Consider the following 19,413-nt stretch of genomic DNA (forward strand, 5'->3'; position numbering starts at 1 on the left):
GTCACGTCCGAAAATGGCGCGACACCGACAACCACCCAGGACAAGATGTTGCCGGTGTCGTCACCCCCCTCCCGCGCCCGGCAGCTCGTCCACTCCGTCCGGCCACCCTCCCGCCTCGCCGGCCGGCTAGCGGTGCAGAACCTGCTCTACGCCCTCGGCGACGGCATCTTCATGACCGGGTCCCTGGTCTTCTTCACCGAGGTCGTCGGCCTCAGCTTCACCCAGGTGGGCCTGGGGCTCACCCTGGCCGGGATCGCCAGCTTCCTGGCCGCCCTGCCGATGGGCAAGCTGGTTGACCGGTTCGGCCCGAAGCGGATGTGGGCACTGAGCGCCGCAGGTCAGGCAGCGACCTTCGCGGTCTGGCCGTTCATCGAGAACTTCGCGGGCTACCTGGCGATGGCGATCACCATGGAGGTGATCGGGGCGCTCGGCGGCGCCGCGCACGGCGCCTACACGATCGACGTCCTGCCGTCGCAGGAGCGGGTGCTGTCCCGCGCCTACATGTACTCCGCGCTCAACCTCGGCTTCACCCTGGGCGCGCTGGTGGGCGGCGTCGCGCTGGCCGCGGAGTCCAACCAGCTGATCCGGATCATCCCCTGGTTCACCGCCGTCGTCTTCTCCGTCAACTGCGCGTTCGTGCTGCGACTGCCCAACGCCTCCCACGACGACCGCACGCCCGAGGAGCGGAAGACCAAGGTCCCCGGGCCTGGTCCGCTGCGGAACCCGGGCTGGCTGGGCGTGACGTTCTTCGGGGGCGTGCTGTGGACCAACCAGGTCCTGCTCCACCTGGTCATCCCGGCCTGGCTGCTCGCCCAGACCGACGCGCCCCGGGTCCTGGTGGCCCTGCTGCTGGGCACCAACACGGTGATGTGCATCTTCTTGCCGATGGCGGCGGCGCGGGGCATCCGGGACGCCACCACCGGACTGCGCGGCATCCGGGTCTCCACCGCCTTCTTCATCCTCTCCTGCGCCATCACGGTGGCCACCCACGAGACCGTGGGCTGGCTTACCGTGGTGCTGCTGCTGCTGGGACACATGGCGCTGACCGGGGCCGAGCTCTTCCTGTCCGCCGCGAGCTGGTCCTTCGAGGCGGACCTGATGGACCCGCGGCGGCGCGGCGAGTACCAGGGCGTCTCGGAGCTCACCGGCACCCTGGGACGGGTCTGGGCGCCGGCGCTCTACATGTTCCTGGCGATGCAGTGGGGCGTCGCCGGATGGCTGCTGATCGCGCTGATCATCGTCGCGGCGTCGGTGGGCATCCACCCCAGCGTCCGGATGGCCGAGCGGTTCCTCGTGCAGCATGGGCCGCCTCCGGAGGCAGCCGTCGGGGCAGCGCGAGCGCTACAGGTGGCGCAGGTAGCGCTCGGGAGCGGCCAGGAACGCGCGCCAGTGGCGGACCAGGTCGAGGTCGGCCCACTCGGCCTCGCGCAGACCCCAGTGCCCGACCTCCAGGATCCGCGCACCGGGCATCGCGGCGAGGACGGGTGAGTGGGTGGCGCAGAGCACCTGGCCGCCCGCGGCGACGACCCGCTGCAGCACCGCGACCAGCCCCAGGGTGGAGGTGAAGGAGAGGGCAGCCTCGGGCTCGTCGAGGCAGAAGAAGCCCTTGGCGTTGAACCGGGTCTCCAGCACCGCGAGGAACGACTCGCCGTGGCTCATCTCGTGGAACCGCACGTCGTCGCCACCGAGGCTCTCCAGGTACGAGTACCAGCCGTGCATCGTCTCGGCGCGCAGGAAGAAGCCCCACCGGCTCGCGGAGAGACCCCGGCGCACCACGAGGGCGTCACCCAGCGGCGACTCGCTCGCCCGGGTGGAGTGCCGGCTGGCGGTGGAGCCGCCCTCCGGAGAGAGACCGTAGGCCTGGGCGATCCCCTCGACGAGGGTGGACTTGCCGGACCCGTTCTCCCCGACCAGGAAGGTCACGCCGGGCGCCAGGTCCAGACCCTCGCGCGCCAGCTGGGCGACGGCCGGGAGATCGAACGGCCAGCCGCTGGGGGTCGGGGCCCCGGAGTCGGCCAGCTCCACACGACGTACCGGAGGCTGGGCGAGGTCCACGGCCGACACCGTACCGGCGGCGAGGACCAGCGACCCCCGGCACCGGCGCGGCCACGCCGGGTGTGGGCGGAACGGTCCAGCCTGCTTCAATCCTCTGGTGGATCTGGCCTTCTTCCGCCTCGACGGCGACCGACTCGTCCCCCTGGACCTAGCGCGCAGCATGTGGCGCGACGACCAGATGCACGGCCTGGCGGTGAGCGGCGCGCTCGCCCGCGCCATCGAGCAGCAGGCCACCGCCCTGGGTCGCGAGGACCTGGTGCCCTCGCGCTACACCGTGGACCTGTTCCGGTCGGCCTCCATGGACCCGTGCGAGCTCACCACCACCGTGGTGCGCCAAGGACCGCGGCTGTGCCTGATCGACGCGACGCTGCTGCAGGACGGCCAGCCCGTGGCTCGGGCCAGCGCGGTGCTGCTGCGGCGCTCGGAGGACCCCAGCGGCACGGTGTGGTCCCCCGACGACGTCCCCGAGCCGCCCTCGACCGAGATCGCGCCGGACACCGACGACCCGCACATCCCGTTCTTCCACAGCGAGGCCGGCTGGTCCCAGGACTTCAGCAAGCACCAGAACGCCTCCCGCAAGCAGACCTGGCAGACCGCCATCCCCATCGTGCTCGGCGAGAAGCCGAGCGGCTTCGTGGCCGCCGCGAGCATCGCCGACGCCACCAGCCTGGTGACCAACTGGGGCACCGAGGGCGTGCAGTACATCAACAGCGACATCACCCTCTCCATGTCCCGTCCCCCTGCGGGCGTCAAGGTCGGGCTGGTGGCCACCGACCACCACGCCTGTGACGGCATCGCCGTGGGCTCGGCCACCGTCTACGACCGCGAGGGCGCGTTCGGCGTCGCCACCGTCACCGCGCTGGCCAACAGCCGCCGCACCGTGGACCTCTCCGACGGCATGACCTACCAGCGAGAGCCCCGCGCATGAGCGCCCCCGCCGCCACCCGGTCGGACTGGGTCGCCGGCGCCCGGCCACGCACCTTCCCCGCCGCGATCGCGCCGGTCCTCGCCGGCACCGGCGTCGCGGCGTACGTCGACTCGCTGGTGTGGTGGAAGGCCCTGCTGGCCCTGCTGGTCAGCCTGGCCCTCCAGGTGGGCGTGAACTACGCCAACGACTACTCCGACGGCATCCGCGGCACCGACGAGGACCGGGTCGGTCCGATGCGCCTGGTGGGATCGGGCCGGGCCACGCCAGCCGCGGTGAAGCGGGCGGCCTTCGCCGCCTTCGGCGTCGCGGGCCTGGCCGGGCTGGTGCTGGCAGCGACCACCGCGCCGTGGCTGGTGGCCGTCGGCGCGGTCTGCATCCTGGCGGCCTGGTTCTACACCGGGGGCAAGTCCCCCTACGGCTACCTGGGGCTCGGCGAGGTCATGGTCTTCGTGTTCTTCGGGCTGGTGGCGGTGGTCGGCACCACCTACGTGCAGACCGAGACCTTCGAGTGGGCGGCGCTCTACGCCGGCGTCGGGGTCGGCGCGCTCGCCTGCGCCATCCTGGTGACCAATAATCTGCGCGACATCCCCAGCGACACCGTCGCGGGCAAGAACACCCTGGCGGTGCGGCTCGGAGAGGAGCGCACCCGCTACTTCTACGTGCTGCTGGTCGCGTTGGCCGCCGCCGCGGTGGTCGCGGTGGCCGCCGCCACCCACTGGTGGGTGCTGCCGGCGCTGGCGTTCGTGGTGCCGATGACGCCCGCGGTGCGCACCGTGCTCAGCGGCGCCCGCGGCCCGGCGCTGATCCCGGTGCTGGCCCAGACCGGCACCGGGCAGCTGTGGTGGGCCGGGCTCGTGGTGGTCTTCCTGCTGGTCCCCTGAGGGCCCGGGCGGGTCAACCCACCTCGAGCACCGGGGCGAAGTGCTCCACCACCGGGAACGGCTCGTAGAAGTGGTGCAGCAGCCGCCGCCACTCCTGGTAGCCCGGCGAGCCCCGGAACCCCTCGGTGTGGTCCTCCAGGGTCTCCCACTCCACCAGCAGCAGGTAGCCGCTGGGCCGCTCCACGCACCGCGACAGGCTCAGCCGCCGGAAACCGGGGGCCGCCGAGATGATGGCCGTGGCGGAGGCGAAGGCCTCCTCGAACTCCTGCTCGCGGCCCGGTACGACGGGCAGCAGCGCCTGCTCGGTGATCATGGCCCCAGGCTAGAGGCACGATGCTCTGGCTGGTCGTCGGCTCAGAACGAGGTCCGCGAGTACGGCGCCGGCCCGCCGTCGGCCAGCGCCGCCCAGGCCCGCACCGCCTCGGGACTGCCCGAGACCCGTCCCGCGTCCGCCAGCGTGCTGACCCGGGTGCCGCCGAGGTAGAGCGCGCCCAGGGTGCCCACGTCGAGCCGTACCTCGCCGGCGGCGGGGTCCGCCGACGCCTGCGCGACCTGGGCCTTCCCGTCGCGCACGCTCACCCGCCAGGCGCCGTGGGCGTGTCCCAGGGAGTCGGTGATCCCGAGGAGGACCGACCCGTCGCCGAACCAGGGCCGCCCCTCCAGGGCGACCGGCACGTCGAGCACCCGCAGCCAGATGTGGTCCTCGACCCCCGCCACCGAGCGGCACTGCGGGTCGGCCAGGGCCCAGGTGATCGGGGCGTCCACCTGGGTCTTCGCCTTGACCAGCTCGCAGAGGTCGAGGTCCCCCAGGAACGTCCACAGCGCCAGCTCGGCCTGGGGGGTCAGCCCCACCAGGTCCTGGACCGTGGCCGTGTAGGGGCGGTCCCAGCCGGAGTGCCGGTAGAGCACGTAGCCGTCCGGCTGCTCGTCGGCGTCGAGGTGGACCGCGGCGCGCAGCTTCTCGTCGGGCGCCTGCTCCTCGGGGTCCCACTCCCCCCGCGACAGGGCGTCGTAGCCGGAGTGCCGGCTCACCGAGCCGCGCTGCTGGGCGTGCCAGGCGTCGAAGAGGTGGCGCTGGGTGGGCCACAGGTCGGCCGGCTCCACCAGCTCGAACCGGCCGTAGGGCCGATAGCCGGGCACCGCGAAGCGCGCCGAGACGTCCATCTCCACCTTGGCGCGCCAGGTCGCGGGCCCGAAGCCGAACCGGCCGTAGATCGAGCCCTCCGAGACCGTCAGCGCCGCCAGCGGCCGCCCCGCCGCCACCGCGTCGTCCAGGTCGGCGGTCATCATCCGGCGCAGCAGGCCCTTGCGCCGGTGGGCGGGGCTCACCGTGACCTCGCTGATCTGGTGCAGCGGCAGCGTCCCGGCTCCCGTGTTGAGCTCGCCCGCCCAGTGCGCGAAGGTCGCCACCGGCATCGGGCCCGCGCCGTACGCCGTGGCCGGGAGCCAGGCCCCCCGCAGGACCGCCCCGTCCGACCGGACGTTGCGCAGCCAGCGTTCCCGGGTCTCGTCCTTGGGCCGCGCCTGGTGGAAGCCGCGGTTCACCGCGCTGAACCAGCCGGCCAGCCGGGCCTGGTTGTCGGCGGAGTCGTCGTGCGGGTCGAGGATCGCGAAGTCGAGGTTCACACCCGCCACGCTATGCGGCGCCTGCGCCCCGCGACGTCGCGGGGGACTCCGGCGGGGTCAGTCCTCGTCCTGGCGCGCCTTGTGCGCCTCGAACGCCGCGGAGGCGCGATCGGCCCGCTGCTGGATCTTCAGGGCCAGCGCCGCCCGCGGTCCACGGAGGGCGAACCACGACACCACGCCGGAGAGCAGCAGGGCCACCACGAGCACGCCGAGCACCGGGATGGTGTCGGCGAACATGGCCCAGACGGCACCCACCAGCGCCACGGAGGCAACCAGGAGCAGCAGGCGCAGGACGTTGTAGACGAGGAACTCCTTCACGCCTCAACTCTAGGCTCACCGGGGGTCCAGCACCGCTCCCACCCCCGGCCTACTCTGGAGGGGTGCTGAAGATCCTGATCATCGTGCTCCTGATCGCTGTCGCGATCTACGTGGTGGCACGCCTCGTCCAGGGGCGCGGCGGGTCCGCACCGCGCCGCCGCCCGGAGCCGCCGCGGCCGGTGGGCCCCGACGACGACCCGAACTTCCTCCGGGACCTGGAGCGCAAGCGCCGCAAGCCTCAGAAGGACGAGCCCGACCCCAGCTGAGGATCGACCGCGCGCTCCAGCGGGCTCACCACCGCCGAGGCCCCCTCGGCGTAGGAGTGCTGCGAGGTGGTGGAGAAGAAGTTGATCCCCACGAAGTTGAACCACAGGGTGGCCAGCCCGACCAGCGCCACGATCGACGCGTTGCGCCCGCGCCAGCCGGCCGTCGTACGGGCGTGCAGGTAGGCGGCGTAGACCACCCAGGTGATGAAGGCCCACACCTCCTTGGGGTCCCAGTTCCAGTACGACGACCACGCCTGGTGGGCCCAGATCGGCCCGGTGATCAGCACCGCGAAGGTCCACACCGGGAAGGCGAAGGCGTGCATCCGGTAGGAGACGCGCTCCAGGGTGGTGCTGGAGGGAAGGCGGGCGACGTACCCGGTGGCCAGGTCGTCGTCGCCGGACGTGGCGGCCTCGCGGCGCGCCTTGACCAGGTAGAGGATCGACCCGATCCCCCCCAGCGTGAACGCTCCGGTGGCGATCACCGCGGAGACCACGTGGATCACCAGCCACGGCGACTCCAGGGCCTCGGTCAGCGGGGCCACGGGGCTGTAGAGCCACACCACGGCCATCATCAGCACGGTCAGCACGAAGCCGACCACCAGCGGCGCCATCCAGTGCAGCGCGAAGCGCCGGTAGGCCAGGAGGTAGAGGAGGGCGACGAAGAAGGACCCGGCCATCGTGAACTCGTACATGTTGCCCCAGGGCACCCGGTTGGGGTCCGCGGCCATGCCGCGCGCCAGCAGGGCCACGAAGTGCACCGCGGTGGCCAGGATCGTCAGCAGCAGCCCGAGCCGGCCGAACATCGGGATCACCCCGGTGCGCGGCTGCTGCCGCACCGGCACCTTGCGCAGCGCCGTCCACTCCACCAGGTGGGCCAGCAGCGCCAGGAAGTAGACCACTCCCGCCGCGGCCACGGCCTGGTTGCTGAGGGTTTCCCACTGTGCGTCGTTCACGCGTGCTCCTTCGTTGCGGCACTCGTCGTCGAGTCCGGGTCGTGCCCATCGCCGGTCATCTCTGCTCGGATCACGGCCAGCTCCGCGGCCACGTCGCCGCCGCTGGAGCGGTCGAGGCCACCGATCTCCACGACCGTACGCCCGTCCTCGCCGCGCCTGGTGCGCACCCACACCCGCCGGGGGCGGATGTAGAGCGACCCGATCAGGCCCAGCAGGGCCAGGCTGACCCCGCCCAGGGCGATGAGCTTGCCGGGGGTGCGGCTGATCTGGATCTTGTTCCAGCGCTCCAGGCGGTCGAAGGTGACCGAGCCGCGACCCTCGGGCAGGTCCATCGTCTGGCCCGGCCGCAGGTCGAGGCGGAACATCGAGCCGTCGGCCTTGGTGACCTGCTCGGCCTTGCTCTTGTCCAGCACGTAGACCGACTGCGAGCGCCCGTCGTCGACCCCCAGGTCGCCGGCGTAGACGACCATCGAGATCAGCGGGTCCGCGGCGTCACCGAAGGCCGAGTAGGGCCCGTCGTCGAACGCGAAGGTCGGGTAGAGCTCCCCCTCCAGGGCCAGGGACTCGGGCTTGGCGTCGGCAGCCTTGACCACCCCGAAGGAGCGGAACGAGCCGTCGGTCGGCAGGAAGATGGTGGGCCCGGAGTAGGCGACGTCGCCGTTGCCGTCGCGGACGGTGATGACCGGGGCGTAGCCGTGGCCGATCAGGAAGACGTCGGTGCCGCCGATGGTGAGCGGATGGTTGACCCGCAGGTCGTACTCCTTCGGCTCCTCCCCCGGCGACTCGGTGTAGGACAGGTGCGAGACGAACTTGCGGGCCTGCCCGGCCGCCGGGCCCTTGGTCAGCCAGGTGACGTCGAAGTCCTCGATGTCGAAGGCGAAGGGCTCCATCCACTCGGGCTGGAAGAGGCTGCCCGGCACGAAGTCGTCGTACTGGGTGAGGTTGTTGGAGAAGCCGTTGCCCACGACCACGATGGCGCCGCCCTTGTAGCCCAGCAGGCTGCCCATGGCGAAGCCCACCAGGACCACCAGGATCGAGACGTGGAAGACCAGGTTGCCGGCCTCGCGCAGGTAGCCCCGCTCGGAGGCGACCGAGTCCTCGCCCGGCTCCACGCGGTAGCGGCGGCCCTTGAGCACGCTCGTGGCGCGCTCCAGCACCGTGCGCTCGTCCTCGTCGGTGGTGTACGTCGTGTGGTCCGGGAGCCGGAGCAGGTTGCGCGGGGCGCCCGGCGGCCGCGCCCGCAGCGCGCGCCAGTAGACGAAGGTGCGCGGGATGATGCAGCCGACCAGGGAGACCATCAGCAGCAGGTAGATCGCGGCGAACCAGGGAGAGTCGTAGACCGAGAACAGCCCGAGCTTCTCGTAGATCGGGGTCAGCGTCGGGTGGGCGTCCTGCCAGCGGGAGGTCTTGAGCGAGTCGACGTCCTCCTGCGGGATCACCGACCCCGGCACCGCGACCAGGGCGAGCAGGAGCAGCAGGACCAGCGCGGTGCGCATCGAGGTCAGCTGCCGCCAGCCCCAGCGCAGCAGCTCGCGCAGGCTCAGCTCGTTGCTGGTACGGCGCTCGCGGTCGCGGGCCATCACACACTCACCTCGAAGTCGCTGATCAGGTGGATCTGGAGCCAGGTCACCATGTCGTTCCACCAGCCGGTGACCAGCAGCACGCCCACCACCACCAGCATCAGGCCGCCGATCCGCATCACCCAGGTCTGGTGCCGGCGGACCACGCCGAACGCCCGGAGCATCCGCCCGTAGGCCAGCCCGGCCACGATGAAGGGCAGGCCCAGGCCGAGGGAGTAGACGGCCGAGAGCAGCGCGCCGCGCCCGGCGGTGCCCTCGGCGTAGGCGAGGTTGAGGATCACGCCCAGGGTGGGGCCGATGCAGGGGGTCCATCCCAGGCCGAACAACAGGCCGAGGAACGGGGCCGCGGCGAGGCCGACGGCAGGCACCCGGTGCACCCGCAGGTCACGCTGCAGCCAGGGGACGAGGCCGGCGAACGCCAGCCCGAGCACGATCGTCAGGGCGCCCAGGACGACCGTGATCTCGCGCTCCCAGGTGACCAGCCAGTCCCCCAGCGCGCCCGACAGGGTGCCGAGGGCCACGAAGACCACCGAGAAGCCGAGCACGAAGAGGACCGAGCCGAGCAGCATCCGGCCGCGCTGCCGGTCGCCCTCACCGTCGGCCAGGTCGGCGCCGGAGAGCCCGGTGGCGTAGGAGAGGTAGCCCGGGAGTAGCGGGATCACGCACGGGGAGAAGAACGAGACCAGGCCCGCGACCAGCGCGACCGGGACCGCCAGGGCCAGGGAGCCCGACGCGGCGGTCTCGCCGAACCAGTCACCCATTGCTGCCGCCGCCCTCCGCAGCCACGTCCTCGACCACGTCCGTGAGCGTCAGCTTGGAAGGCAGCACCCCGATGATCGAGGCGGCCACCCGGCCCTCGGCGTCCAGCACCACCGTCGAGGGGGTCGCCCTGGGCGGGATGGTCTTGCTGAACGGCAGCAGCGCCCTGCCGTCGGGCGAGTAGAACGACGGGTAGGTGATGCCCCAGGTGCGGACGAAGCCCTTGGCCTGGGCGGTGGAGGAGTCGCGGATGTTGATCCCGACGAAGTGGGCGGTCTCCTCGGTCTCGGCGGCGGCCGCGACCAGGTCCGGCATCTCGGTGCGGCACTGGTTGCACCAGGAGCCCCAGACGTTGAGCACGGTCACCCGGCCCCGGAAGTCGGCCAGGTCCAGGGGTCGGCCGTCGAGGTCCTCGCCGGTGAGCTCGACGGGCTCACCGCGCTCCTCGGGCGGGATCGTGGTGACCTGCCCGTCGGCGGTGATGTAGCCCTTGTCGCCGGTCCCGGACAGGCTCGAGCAGCCCGCCAGGAGCAGCAGGCAGGCCAGCAGGGGGACGAGGGCGACTCGCGAGGTTCGCAACACGGTCAGGGGCGCTTCTCCGCAGGTGCGCCACCGGCCGAGAACGGCGCGTTCTTGTCCTTGACCGGGATCAGGTCACCGGCGGGCTCGGAGAAGCTGACCCGGGTCAGCTCGTCGCCGTCGAAGTGCAGCGTGGTGAGCGAGCAGAGCGTGCACTGGCGCTTGCGCGGGTCGTGCACGAACGACTTGTGCTCCACGTGCAGCCGGGTGGTCCAGATCGGCAGCTGGTGGGAGACGATCACCGCCTCGTGACCGCGGGCGGCGTCGCGGGCGTCGTACACCGCGGCCATCATCCGGGCCGCCATGTGCTCGTAGGGCTCGCCCCACGAGGGCTTGAACGGGTTGTACAGGTGCCGCCACAGCCCGGGCCGCTTGAGCAGCGTCTTGGCGCCCTCGCCGAAGCTGATGCCCTCGAACAGGTTCGTGGACTCGATGACCCGCTCGTCGACGACCATCTCCAGGCCGCGGGCCTGGGCCAGGGGGGCGCCGGTCTCCCGGGCCCGCTCCAGCGGGGAGGTGCGGATGTGGACGATGTCGCGGTCGCCCACCACGTCCGCGACGCGCTGCGCCATCTGCTGTCCCAGCTCGGAGAGGTGGAACCCGTCGCGGCGGCCGTAGAGGATGCCCTCGGGGTTGTACACCTCGCCGTGGCGGAGCAGGTGGACCAGGGTGCGCTGCGTGTCCGGAGCCATCAGCTTCCTTCCGAGACGGCCGCCGCGGCGCGGGCCGCGGCAGGCAGGGCGTCCAGCACCGTGGTCACGGCGCGGTCGTCGTGGGCCGCGGAGACGAACCAGCACTCGTAGGCCGACGGCGGCAGATAGACGCCCGCCTCCAGCATGGAGTGGAAGAACGCCGCGTAGGCCGCGGTGTCCTGCGCGGAGGCGCCGACGAAGTCGCGGACCTCTCCAGCGGCGAAGAAGACCGAGAACATCGTGCCGGCCGACTGCACCTGGTGCGGCACCCCGGCCGCGGCGAGCGCGTCGCTCGTCGCGGTCTTGATCGTCTCGCCGACCTTGCTCAGGTGGGCGTAGACCTCGTCGTCGGCCAGGCGCAGCGTGGCCAGCCCGGCGGTGGTGGCGATCGGGTTCCCCGAGAGCGTGCCGGCCTGGTAGACCGGGCCCTCGGGAGCGAGGCGAGACATCACGTCGGCACGGCCACCGAAGGCCGCAGCGGGGAAGCCGCCTCCCATCACCTTGCCGAAGGTCATCAGGTCGGGCGTCCAGCCCTCCACGGCGCCGTCCAGCCCCCAGCCGCCCTGACGGGTGGCCCGGAACCCGGTCATCACCTCGTCGGAGATGAACAGCGCCCCGGCCTCGCGGCAGGTGGTCGCCAGGAACTCGTTGAAGCCCGGCTCCGGGGGCACGATGCCCATGTTGCCCGGCGTGGCCTCGGTGATCACCGCGGCGATCGCCGGCCCGTGCTCGGCGAAGGCGGCGGTGACCGCGGCGCGGTCGTTGTAGGGCAGCACCAGGGTCAGGTCGGTGGAGGAGCGCGGCACCCCGGGGGTGCCGGGCAGGGCGAAGGTGGCGACCCCGGAGCCGGCCTCGGCCAGCAGCGAGTCGACGTGGCCGTGGTAGCAGCCGGCGAACTTCACGATCACCTCACGGCCGGTGAAGCCGCGGGCCAGCCGGATCGCCGACATGGTGGCCTCGGTGCCGCTGGAGACCAGGCGCACCGCGTCCACCGGGGTGCGCGCCACGATCTCCTCGGCGAGCTCCACCTCGGGCTCGGTCGGGGTGCCGTACGACGTGCCGCGGGCGACCGCGGCCTGGACCGCGGCCTGCACCTCGGGGTGCGCGTGGCCCAGCAGCATGGGGCCCCAGGAGCCGACCAGGTCGACGTACTCGTCGCCGTCGACGTCGGTCAGCCAGGCACCCGCGGCGGAGCGCATGAAGCGCGGCGTGCCGCCCACGGCGTTGAAGGCGCGGACCGGCGAGTTGACCCCACCGGGGATCACCTTGCGCGCCCGAGCGAACAGGTCCGCCGAAGCGGTCGGGGATCGGTGAGTCACTGCCTCATTGTCGCGCAAGGGACCAAAGTCCCCCGAATCCAGGCCCTTCACGGGCAGCGGTGCAGGAGCGCAGAATCACAGGAGGAGACCAACTCGGGAGGCACCATGCCACCAGTCCGTCCGGTAACCACCCTGCAGAGCCCGACGCTGCTGCCCCTGGTGCTGCTCGTCCTCTTCAGCGTGCTGGGCGCCGGCTGGACGGCGTTCCTGGTCGGCGGCGCCCAGGGCCCTCGCACTGCGGGGACGCCGGAGGCGCTCCTGGTCCCGCGGGAGCCGGTCAAGGGCCCGGCGAGCGTCTCCAAGGCCCGGAAGCCGGCAGCGCCCGGCCCTCGCGGGGTGGTCCGTCCCGCGATCGGCGTCACCAGCACCGGGATCCCCTCCGAGGCGCTGGCCGCCTATCAACGGGCCGCGGCGGTGCTCGACGTCGCCGACCCCGCGTGCCACCTGCCCTGGACCCTGCTCGCCGCGATCGGCCGCGTGGAGTCCGACCACGGGCGCTACGGCGGGGGCGCCCTGGACGCCGGCGGTCGGGCCGTGCCCGCGATCTACGGCGTCCCGTTGGACGGCAGCCGGAGCACGGCACGCATCGCCGACACCGACGGCGGCACGATCGACACCGACACCACCTTCGACCGCGCCGTCGGCCCCATGCAGTTCATCCCCACGACCTGGTCGATGGTGGGAGTGGACGGCGACGGCGACGGCCGCCGCGACCCCAGGACCTTGACGACGCAGCCCTGGCTGCGGGGGTCCACCTCTGCGCCGGTGATGAGTCGCTGACCGACGACTCCGGCCGACGGGCGGTGCTGTACCGCTACAACCCCAGCGACGAGTACGTCGACGTGGTGCTCGCGGTGATGGCGGCCTACGTCGAGCAGCAGTTCCTGCCCCCGGCCTCCGGGGACGACCCGCGGGGCACGCTGCTGGCCGACGGTCCGCTGAGCACCGGGACCGCCCCGCGCCCCGGCCGCAGGCCGGACGCCCAGCTGGGGCTCGCGGCGGACGCCGACCGGCGCCCCGGGCGCCAGGCCACCGCGCAGCTGGTCCTCGAGCTGTCTCCCCAGTCCACCGGGCCCACCCCCAGACCGACGTGGACCCCGAGCGGCGAGCCCAGCCTGACGCCCAGCCTGACGCCCACCCCGAAGCCGACCCGGACGCCGACGCAGACGCCGACACCGACAGTGACGCCGCCTGTGGCCGCCTCGGGAGAGCCCGCGGGCCAGGCCGCAGGCGAGCCCGGCCAGGCGACCGGCGCTCCCACGGGGACACCCTCCCCCACCGGCACCCCCAGCCCCACCGGCACCGGCACTGGCACCAGCACCGCGCCGACGCCCAGCGACAGCCCGACCACCAGCGCGCCGCCGACTGCGGAGACACCCACGCTGCCGCCGCTCCCCGCCACGCTGGCCGACACGCTGGCCGGGACGCTCCTCACCGACGCCGAGGTCCGCACCCTGTGCGGTGCCGAGGACGCCGGCGCCGAGGAGGCTGAGCTGCTGCTCGCCTGCGCACAGGCTCTCGACCTGTGCCTGGCCGAGGGCATCGGGGCCGCGGAGACCCAGCGGCTCGTCGCCTGCGTGACGGACCGGCTGGGCCTTCCGGCGTCAGGGGCACCCGACGCCGGTTGACCGCCTCAGCGGCGCAGCAGCCGGGCGGCCTCGGAGGCCCAGTAGGTGAGGATCACGTCGGCGCCCGCTCGGCGGATCGAGGTGAGCGTCTCCAGGATGGCCGCCTCGCGGTCGATCCAGCCGTTGGCGGCCGCAGCCTCCACCATCGCGTACTCGCCGGAGATGTTGTACGCCGCCACCGGGACGTCGACCGCGTCGCGCACCCGACGCAGCACGTCGAGGTAGGCCAGCGCGGGCTTCACCATCACCAGGTCGGCCCCCTGGGCCACGTCGAGCAGCGCCTCGCGGACGCCCTCCAGCGCGTTGGCGGGGTCCTGCTGGTAGGTACGCCGGTCGCCGACGAGGCTGGAGTCCACGGCCTCGCGGAACGGACCGTAGAACGCCGAGGCGTACTTCGCGCTGTAGGCCAGGATCGAGACGTCGGTGTGCTGCACGGCGTCCAGCGCCGCGCGGATCACCCCGACCTGTCCGTCCATCATCCCGCTGGGTCCGACCATGTCGACGCCGGCGTCGGCCTGCGCCAGCGCCATCTCGGCGTAGGCGCCGAGCGTCTTGTCGTTGTCGATCCGGCCGTCCGGGGTCAGCAGCCCGCAGTGGCCGTGGTCGGTGAACTCGTCCAGGCACAGGTCGCTCATCACCGTCAGCCCGTCGCCCACCTCGGCGACGACGTCGTTGATCGCCAGGTTGAGGATCCCCGAGGGGTCGATCGCCCCGGAGCCGACGGCGTCCTTGACCTCGGGGATGCCGAAGAGCATGACCCCGCCGAGCCCGAGCTCCGCGGCCTCGGCGGCGGCTGCCACGAGCGAGGAGCGGGTGTGCTGGAACACGCCCGGCATCGAGGAGATGGGACGCGGCTCGCTGATGCCCTCCCGCACGAAGAGCGGCAGCACCAGCTGGCGCGGCTCCACCGCGACCTCGGCGACCATCCGGCGCAGCGCCGGGGTGGTGCGCAGCCGCCGGGGGCGCACCACCGGTCCGGTCACCGGCTCGAACGTGTGGGGCGAGCCCTCGGGCGGTGTGTCGACCACTACTTCGAGCCCACCTTGCGGCGACCCGACGCCTTGCGGTCCGACGGCTTGGTGATCGGCTGGCCGGCCTCCACCATCGCCAGGCGGCGGGCGGTCCCGAAGTCGGCCAGGGCGTCGACCAGCTCGTCGACGTCCGGGTTCGGGGAGATCACGTCGACCCGCAGGCCGTGCTCCTCGGCCGTCTTCGCCGTCGCCGGCCCGATGACCGCGATCACGGTCGAGGGGTGCGGTTTGCCGGCGATGCCGACCAGGTTGCGCACGGTCGAGGATGAGGTGAACACCACGGCGTCGAACTTGCCGGTCTTGATGGCGTCGCGGGTCGGCGCCGGCGGCGGGGTGGCGCGCACCGTGCGGTACGCCGTCACGTCGTCGCACTCCCAGCCGAGGTCGACCAGGCCGGCGACCAGGGTCTCGGTGGCGATGTCGGCGCGCGGCAGGAAGACCCGGTTGATCGGGTCCAGCAGCTCGTCGTACGGCGGCCACTCGGCCAGCAGCCCGGCAGCCGACTGCTCGCCGGTTGGCACCAGGTCGGCACGCAGTCCCCACGCCGCGATGGCGTCGGCGGTCTTGTCGCCGACCGCGGCGATCTTCAGGCCCGAGAAGGCGCGGGCGTCCAGGCCGTACTCCTCGAACTTCTCGCGCACCGCCTTGACCGCGTTGACCGAGGTGAAGGCGATCCACTCGTAGCGGCCCTCCACCAGGCCCCGGACGGCCTTGTCCATCTGCAACGGGTTGCGCGGCGGCTCGACCGAGATGGTCGGCACCTCCTCGGGCACCCCGCCGAAGGCACGCAGCCGGCGCGAGACCGAGCCGGCCTGCTCCTTGGTGCGCGGCACCAGCACCCGCCAGCCGAAGAGCGGCTTGGTCTCGAACCACGACAGCGTCTCGCGCAGGTTGACCACGTCGCCCACGACGATGATCGCCGGCGGCGCGACCCGCATGGTGCGCACGTCGACGGCGACGTGCTCGAGGGTGGAGATGGTGGTGGCCTGCTCGGTGGTGGTCCCGACGCGGGTGACCGCGACCGGGGTCTGGGCCGAGCGCCCGGCAGCCATCAGCGCCTTGGCGGTCTCACCGATGGAGCCCACGCCGGAGAGCAGCACCAGGGTGCGGTCGTCGGCGTACTGGCTCCAGTCGACGGCGCCGCCGCAGGTCACCACGGCGACCTCGCGGTGCGTCTTGTCGGTCAGCGGGATCCCGGCGTACGCCGGCACCGCCTGCACCGCGGAGACACCGGGCACGATGTCGAAGCCGATGCCTGCCTTGACGCACGCCTGGGCCTCCTCGGGGCCGGAGGCGTAGAGGAACGGGTCGCCGGTCATCAGTCGGACCACCCGCGCCTTCTTGCCGTGGCGCACCACGACGCGGCCGCGGGAGGCGTGGGTCAGCGGCTGGCCGTCCTCGCCGAACCCGCCGTCCACGAACTCCGGGCCGACGGGGATCGCGGGAGCCGCCTCGCCCTCCTTGGGCTCGACGGGGACCGGCAGGCCGAGCACCGTGCGGACCAGCGCCTCGTGCTCGGGGGCCTCGGTGATGACCACCTCCGCCTCCTTGAGCAGCTCCACGGCACGAAGCGTGAGCAGGCCGGGGTCGCCGGGCCCACTGCCGACGAAGGAGACCCAGCCGGTGGGGATCGTCTTGGTGGGGGTGTTGCCTCGAGTCATGAGTGCTGCTTCCTCACTGGTGCTTCGATCAGGATCGGTGCTTCCATCAGGTCTGCGGCGCCTTCGGCGAGCATCTCGCTCCCCAGGCGGGCGCCCACGCCTCCTGCGTCTTCAGGGGGTCCGGTGCTGCTCATCCGCACGGCCACCGCCCCGTCATGGGACAGTGCGACGGCGCGGATCCAGAGCTCGTCCGCGTCGTCGCCCTCGACGACCTCGGCGAGCGCGCCGAGCGGCGCGCTGCAGCCGGCCTCGAGGGTCGCCAGCACGGCGCGCTCGGCGGTCACCGCGGCCCTGGTGCGGGGGTCGTCGAGCTGGCCGAGTGCGGCGAGCAGGTCGGTGTCGTCCGCGCGGCACTCGATGGCCAGGGCGCCCTGCCCGGGAGCGGGCAGCATCTGCAGCGGGTCGAGCACCTCGGTGGCCTCGTCCAGCCTGCCCAGTCGCGCCAGGCCGGCTCGGGCCAGCACCACGGCGTCGACCTCCCCGGAGGTCACCTTGGCGATCCGGGTGCCCACGTTGCCACGGATCCCCACGATCTCCACGCCCAGGCCCAGGGCGGCCAGCTGTGCGGCGCGCCGGGGCGATCCGGTGCCGATGACGCTGCCCGTGGGGAGCTCCCCCAGGGTCAGTCCGTCGCGGGCGACCACCACGTCACGCGGGTCCTCACGCACCGGTACGGCGACCAGGGCGATGCCCTCGGCCGGCGTGGTGGGGAGGTCCTTGAGCGAGTGCACGGCCATGTCCACCCGGCCGTCCAGCAGGGCGTCGCGCAGCGCGCTGACGAAGACGCCGGTGCCGCCCATCTGGGCCAGCGGCGACCGGTTGACGTCGCCCTCGGTGGTGACCTCGACCAGCTCGACCTCACGGCCCAGCCGGGACCGGACCATCTCGGCGACCATCCCGGACTGGGTGGTGGCCAGGGCGGAGGCGCGGGTCCCCAGACGCACGGTGCGGCTCACGACACCTCACCCCCAGCCGGCTCGGTGGAGAGGTCGGAGGCGGGCACGCCGACCCGGGTGACGGCGTCGACGGACTCGGGGTCGAGGGCGAAGAGCTCGGCCAGGGCGGTGGCGTAGGAGACCGCGCCGGTCTCGTTGGCCAGCTCCTTGACCCGCACGGTCGGCTGGTGCAGCAGCTTCTCCGCGACCCGGTGCACGGTGCGCCGCACCTCGGCACGGATCCCCGGGTCGAGGTCGGGCAGCCGGGAGCCGAGGCGCTCCATCTCCGACTCCACGACGCCGGTCGCCATGGTGCGCAGGGCGACCACGGTGGGGGTGACACTGGCCGCGTGACGAGCCGAGACGAACGCGCTGATCTCCTGGGTGACGATCCGCCGGACGTCCGCGACGTCGCGGATCGCGTCGGAGTCGTCGAGCATCTCGGCCAGCTGGGCCAGCCCGGTGAGCTCGACGCCCGGGAGCGCGACGACGTCGGGGTCGACGTCGTGCGGCAGCGCCAGGTCGATGATGGTGAGCCGGTCGGTGCGGGCCCCGCGGGCCGCCGCCAGCATCGGGGCGGTGACCAGGATGCCGGTGGCTCCGGTGCAGGTGATGAGCACGTCGGCGTCCGCCAGGGCGAGGTCCAGCGAGGCCAGCGGCACGGCCTCGGCGCCGTGCTCGGCGGCCAGCCGCTCGGCGTTCTCCAGGGATCGGTTGGCCACGACCACCCGTCCCGCCCCCATCCGGGTGACCGTGGCGGTGGCCAGGCCAGCCATGGAACCGGCTCCGACGACGACCACCGAGGCGCCCGCGACGCCCCCGTGGGGCTCGGTGGTGCGGTGCAGCGCCGCGGTGACCAGCGAGGGCGCGGCCGAGTCGATGCCGGTCTCGGCGTGCGAGCGTTTGCCGACCCGCAGGGCCTGCTGGAAGAGCACGTTGAGAGCGGGGCCGACGGTGCCCATCTCCTGCCCCAGCCTCAGGGCCTCCCGGGCCTGACCGAGGATCTGGCCCTCGCCCACGACCATCGAGTCCAGCCCCGCGGCGACGTGGAACAGGTGCGAGACCGCGCCGTCGTCGTAGTGCACGTACAGGTGCGGCACCAGGGCGTCGGTGGACGCTCCGGCACGGTCCACCAGCAGCCGCGAGACGTCCTCGATGCTGCCGTGGAACCGGTCCACGTCGGCGTAGACCTCCAGGCGGTTGCAGGTGGAGATGACCGTCGCCTCGACGACGTGGTCGCAGCCCGCCACGTCGGCGATGAGCTTGGCCACGCCGTCGGAGTCGAGCGCGAGGCGCTCGAGCAGGGCCACCGGGGCCGACTTGTGGGAGATCCCCACGACGAGGACGCTCATGAGGAACTCCCTTCCGCTACCAGCTCGCCGGGCAGCTCGCCGGGTAGCCCGTCAGCCACCCCGGCAGGCAGCTCTGCGCCGACTGGCGGCTGCGACTTGCGCTGTTCATGGTAGGCGAGGATCTGCAGCTCGATCGAGAGGTCGACCTTGCGCACGTCCACCCCCTCGGGCACCGAGAGCACGCTCGGCGCGAAGTTCAGGATGCTGGTGACGCCGGCTGCGACCATCCGGTCGGCGACGTCCTGGGCGGCGTGGGCCGGCGTCGCGATGACCCCGATCGCGACGCCGTTGTCGCGCACGATCCGCTCCAGGTCGTCGAAGGGACGGACCACGACACCGGCGACGGTCTCGGAGTGCCGCTGTGGGTCGGCGTCCAGCAGCGCCACGACTCGGAAGCCGCGACTGCGGAAGCCGGAGTAGTTGGCGAGGGCATGGCCCAGGTTGCCGATGCCGACGATGACGACCGGCCAGTCCTGGGTCACGCCGATCTCGCGGGCGATCTGGTAGCGCAAGTAGTCCACGTCGTAGCCCACGCCGCGGGTGCCGTAGCTGCCCAGGTGGGAGAGGTCCTTGCGCAGCTTGGCGCTGTTCACGCCCGCCGCGGCTGCTAGCTGCTCGCTGGAGCAGGTGGCCGTTCCGGACTCCGAGAGACTCGTGAGGGCTCGGAGGTAGATCGGAAGTCGGGCCACCGTGGCCTCGGGAATGTCCCGGGCGCTCTCGGCAGACGTCCGTGCGCTCACTGGCTCTTCTTTCCAGCCCACAGATCGGCCCCGGTTGATCGAGGCCTCCCAATCGGTCGGCAAATGCCACCTTAGGAGTTTGTGAACGCGAGAACAAAATCCCTCGCAGC

General features: G+C 72.6%; 20 protein-coding genes and 1 pseudogene. 6 read left to right on the plus strand and 15 right to left on the minus strand.

Annotated features, from left to right (window positions below):
• Positions 1-45: 45 nt before the first annotated feature.
• A pseudogene (locus tag C0R66_RS15615) lies at positions 46-1,161 on the plus strand (MFS transporter); the annotation flags it as partial.
• Positions 1,162-1,341: 180 nt separating this feature from the next.
• Here the strand turns inward: C0R66_RS15615 and C0R66_RS15620 are convergent.
• Positions 1,342-2,055: an AAA family ATPase gene (locus C0R66_RS15620; protein ID WP_101526301.1), complete on the minus strand. Its 714-nt coding sequence runs from the start codon at positions 2,053-2,055 to the stop codon at positions 1,342-1,344.
• A gap of 97 nt (positions 2,056-2,152) precedes the next feature.
• Here C0R66_RS15620 and C0R66_RS15625 point away from each other — a divergent pair, with 97 nt between their 5' ends.
• Both C0R66_RS15625 and C0R66_RS15630 read left to right on the plus strand, forming a co-directional pair.
• On the plus strand, positions 2,153-2,983 hold the full coding sequence (locus C0R66_RS15625) for an acyl-CoA thioesterase domain-containing protein (protein ID WP_101525485.1): 831 nt from the start codon (positions 2,153-2,155) through the stop codon (positions 2,981-2,983).
• Positions 2,980-3,864 (plus strand): 1,4-dihydroxy-2-naphthoate polyprenyltransferase, encoded by an 885-nt coding sequence (locus C0R66_RS15630; protein ID WP_101525486.1) that lies wholly within the window; start codon positions 2,980-2,982, stop codon positions 3,862-3,864. Before C0R66_RS15625 ends, C0R66_RS15630 begins: the two co-directional genes overlap by 4 nt.
• A gap of 13 nt (positions 3,865-3,877) precedes the next feature.
• Here C0R66_RS15630 and C0R66_RS15635 read toward each other — a convergent pair whose 3' ends face one another.
• Genes C0R66_RS15635 through C0R66_RS15645 form a run of 3 tightly spaced genes read right to left on the minus strand, consistent with a single transcriptional unit; the run spans position 3,878 to position 5,808 of the window.
• The gene (locus tag C0R66_RS15635) at positions 3,878-4,177 is read right to left on the minus strand and encodes an antibiotic biosynthesis monooxygenase family protein (protein WP_101525487.1); all 300 of its coding nucleotides are present in this window, start codon (positions 4,175-4,177) and stop codon (positions 3,878-3,880) included.
• Positions 4,178-4,218: 41 nt separating this feature from the next.
• Complete coding sequence (locus C0R66_RS15640; protein WP_158648071.1) at positions 4,219-5,490, minus strand: GNAT family N-acetyltransferase; 1,272 nt, start codon at positions 5,488-5,490, stop codon at positions 4,219-4,221.
• A gap of 57 nt (positions 5,491-5,547) precedes the next feature.
• Entirely contained in the window at positions 5,548-5,808 is a 261-nt protein-coding gene (locus C0R66_RS15645) for a DUF4229 domain-containing protein (protein WP_101525489.1), read from the minus strand.
• Positions 5,809-5,870: 62 nt separating this feature from the next.
• Here C0R66_RS15645 and C0R66_RS15650 point away from each other — a divergent pair, with 62 nt between their 5' ends.
• On the plus strand, positions 5,871-6,074 hold the full coding sequence (locus C0R66_RS15650; RefSeq protein WP_101525490.1) for a hypothetical protein: 204 nt from the start codon (positions 5,871-5,873) through the stop codon (positions 6,072-6,074).
• Here C0R66_RS15650 and ccsB read toward each other — a convergent pair.
• The 6 genes from ccsB to hemL are packed head-to-tail and all read right to left on the minus strand — an operon-like array spanning position 6,047 to position 11,956.
• Entirely contained in the window at positions 6,047-7,027 is a 981-nt protein-coding gene (gene ccsB, locus C0R66_RS15655) for a c-type cytochrome biogenesis protein CcsB (protein WP_101525491.1), read from the minus strand. The genes C0R66_RS15650 and ccsB overlap by 28 nt on opposite strands.
• Positions 7,024-8,607, minus strand: a complete 1,584-nt coding sequence (gene resB, locus C0R66_RS15660; protein WP_101526302.1) for a cytochrome c biogenesis protein ResB — start codon at positions 8,605-8,607, stop codon at positions 7,024-7,026. The genes ccsB and resB overlap by 4 nt, the downstream gene beginning before the upstream one ends.
• The gene (locus C0R66_RS15665) at positions 8,607-9,368 is read right to left on the minus strand and encodes a cytochrome c biogenesis CcdA family protein (protein ID WP_101525492.1); all 762 of its coding nucleotides are present in this window, start codon (positions 9,366-9,368) and stop codon (positions 8,607-8,609) included. The genes resB and C0R66_RS15665 overlap by 1 nt, the downstream gene beginning before the upstream one ends.
• Entirely contained in the window at positions 9,361-9,948 is a 588-nt protein-coding gene (locus tag C0R66_RS15670) for a TlpA disulfide reductase family protein (protein ID WP_241901477.1), read from the minus strand. The genes C0R66_RS15665 and C0R66_RS15670 overlap by 8 nt, the downstream gene beginning before the upstream one ends.
• A gap of 2 nt (positions 9,949-9,950) precedes the next feature.
• The gene (locus tag C0R66_RS15675) at positions 9,951-10,637 is read right to left on the minus strand and encodes a histidine phosphatase family protein (RefSeq protein WP_101525493.1); all 687 of its coding nucleotides are present in this window, start codon (positions 10,635-10,637) and stop codon (positions 9,951-9,953) included.
• On the minus strand, positions 10,637-11,956 hold the full coding sequence (hemL, locus tag C0R66_RS15680) for a glutamate-1-semialdehyde 2,1-aminomutase (protein ID WP_101525494.1): 1,320 nt from the start codon (positions 11,954-11,956) through the stop codon (positions 10,637-10,639). Before hemL ends, C0R66_RS15675 begins: the two co-directional genes overlap by 1 nt.
• A 105-nt stretch (positions 11,957-12,061) precedes the next feature.
• Here hemL and C0R66_RS15685 point away from each other — a divergent pair, with 105 nt between their 5' ends.
• Positions 12,062-12,736: a lytic murein transglycosylase gene (locus tag C0R66_RS15685; RefSeq protein WP_101525495.1), complete on the plus strand. Its 675-nt coding sequence runs from the start codon at positions 12,062-12,064 to the stop codon at positions 12,734-12,736.
• 23 nt (positions 12,737-12,759) lie between these two features.
• The gene (locus C0R66_RS15690) at positions 12,760-13,584 is read left to right on the plus strand and encodes a hypothetical protein (RefSeq protein WP_101525496.1); all 825 of its coding nucleotides are present in this window, start codon (positions 12,760-12,762) and stop codon (positions 13,582-13,584) included.
• A 5-nt stretch (positions 13,585-13,589) separates the two neighbouring features.
• Here C0R66_RS15690 and hemB read toward each other — a convergent pair whose 3' ends face one another.
• From hemB to C0R66_RS15715, 5 genes are read right to left on the minus strand one after another with little or no spacing between them, the layout of a single operon-like run.
• The gene (hemB, locus tag C0R66_RS15695; protein WP_422385599.1) at positions 13,590-14,612 is read right to left on the minus strand and encodes a porphobilinogen synthase; all 1,023 of its coding nucleotides are present in this window, start codon (positions 14,610-14,612) and stop codon (positions 13,590-13,592) included.
• Complete coding sequence (locus tag C0R66_RS15700) at positions 14,612-16,276, minus strand: bifunctional uroporphyrinogen-III C-methyltransferase/uroporphyrinogen-III synthase (RefSeq protein WP_101525497.1); 1,665 nt, start codon at positions 16,274-16,276, stop codon at positions 14,612-14,614. The genes hemB and C0R66_RS15700 overlap by 1 nt, the downstream gene beginning before the upstream one ends.
• Positions 16,273-17,232, minus strand: coding sequence for a hydroxymethylbilane synthase (hemC, locus tag C0R66_RS15705; protein WP_101525498.1), 960 nt, complete (start codon positions 17,230-17,232; stop codon positions 16,273-16,275). The genes C0R66_RS15700 and hemC overlap by 4 nt, the downstream gene beginning before the upstream one ends.
• Positions 17,229-18,563, minus strand: coding sequence for a glutamyl-tRNA reductase (locus C0R66_RS15710; protein WP_101525499.1), 1,335 nt, complete (start codon positions 18,561-18,563; stop codon positions 17,229-17,231). Before C0R66_RS15710 ends, hemC begins: the two co-directional genes overlap by 4 nt.
• A complete protein-coding gene (locus C0R66_RS15715; protein WP_101525500.1) occupies positions 18,560-19,303 on the minus strand; it encodes a redox-sensing transcriptional repressor Rex in 744 nt (247 codons plus the stop codon). The genes C0R66_RS15710 and C0R66_RS15715 overlap by 4 nt, the downstream gene beginning before the upstream one ends.
• Positions 19,304-19,413: the final 110 nt, after the last annotated feature.

Origin of the sequence: Nocardioides houyundeii, assembly GCF_002865585.1 — a bacterium.
Taxonomy (GTDB): Bacteria; Actinomycetota; Actinomycetes; order Propionibacteriales; family Nocardioidaceae; genus Nocardioides; species Nocardioides houyundeii.

Coding starts and splice junctions, on each gene's coding strand:
- C0R66_RS15630 (WP_101525486.1), top strand. CDS start 2,980: ATGAGCGCCCCCGCCGCCACCCGGTCGGACTGGGTCGCCGGCGCCCGG.
- C0R66_RS15635 (WP_101525487.1), bottom strand. CDS start 4,177: ATGATCACCGAGCAGGCGCTGCTGCCCGTCGTACCGGGCCGCGAGCAG.
- resB (WP_101526302.1), bottom strand. CDS start 8,607: ATGGCCCGCGACCGCGAGCGCCGTACCAGCAACGAGCTGAGCCTGCGC.
- C0R66_RS15665 (WP_101525492.1), bottom strand. CDS start 9,368: ATGGGTGACTGGTTCGGCGAGACCGCCGCGTCGGGCTCCCTGGCCCTG.
- C0R66_RS15675 (WP_101525493.1), bottom strand. CDS start 10,637: ATGGCTCCGGACACGCAGCGCACCCTGGTCCACCTGCTCCGCCACGGC.
- C0R66_RS15685 (WP_101525495.1), top strand. CDS start 12,062: ATGCCACCAGTCCGTCCGGTAACCACCCTGCAGAGCCCGACGCTGCTG.
- C0R66_RS15700 (WP_101525497.1), bottom strand. CDS start 16,276: ATGACTCGAGGCAACACCCCCACCAAGACGATCCCCACCGGCTGGGTC.
- C0R66_RS15710 (WP_101525499.1), bottom strand. CDS start 18,563: ATGAGCGTCCTCGTCGTGGGGATCTCCCACAAGTCGGCCCCGGTGGCC.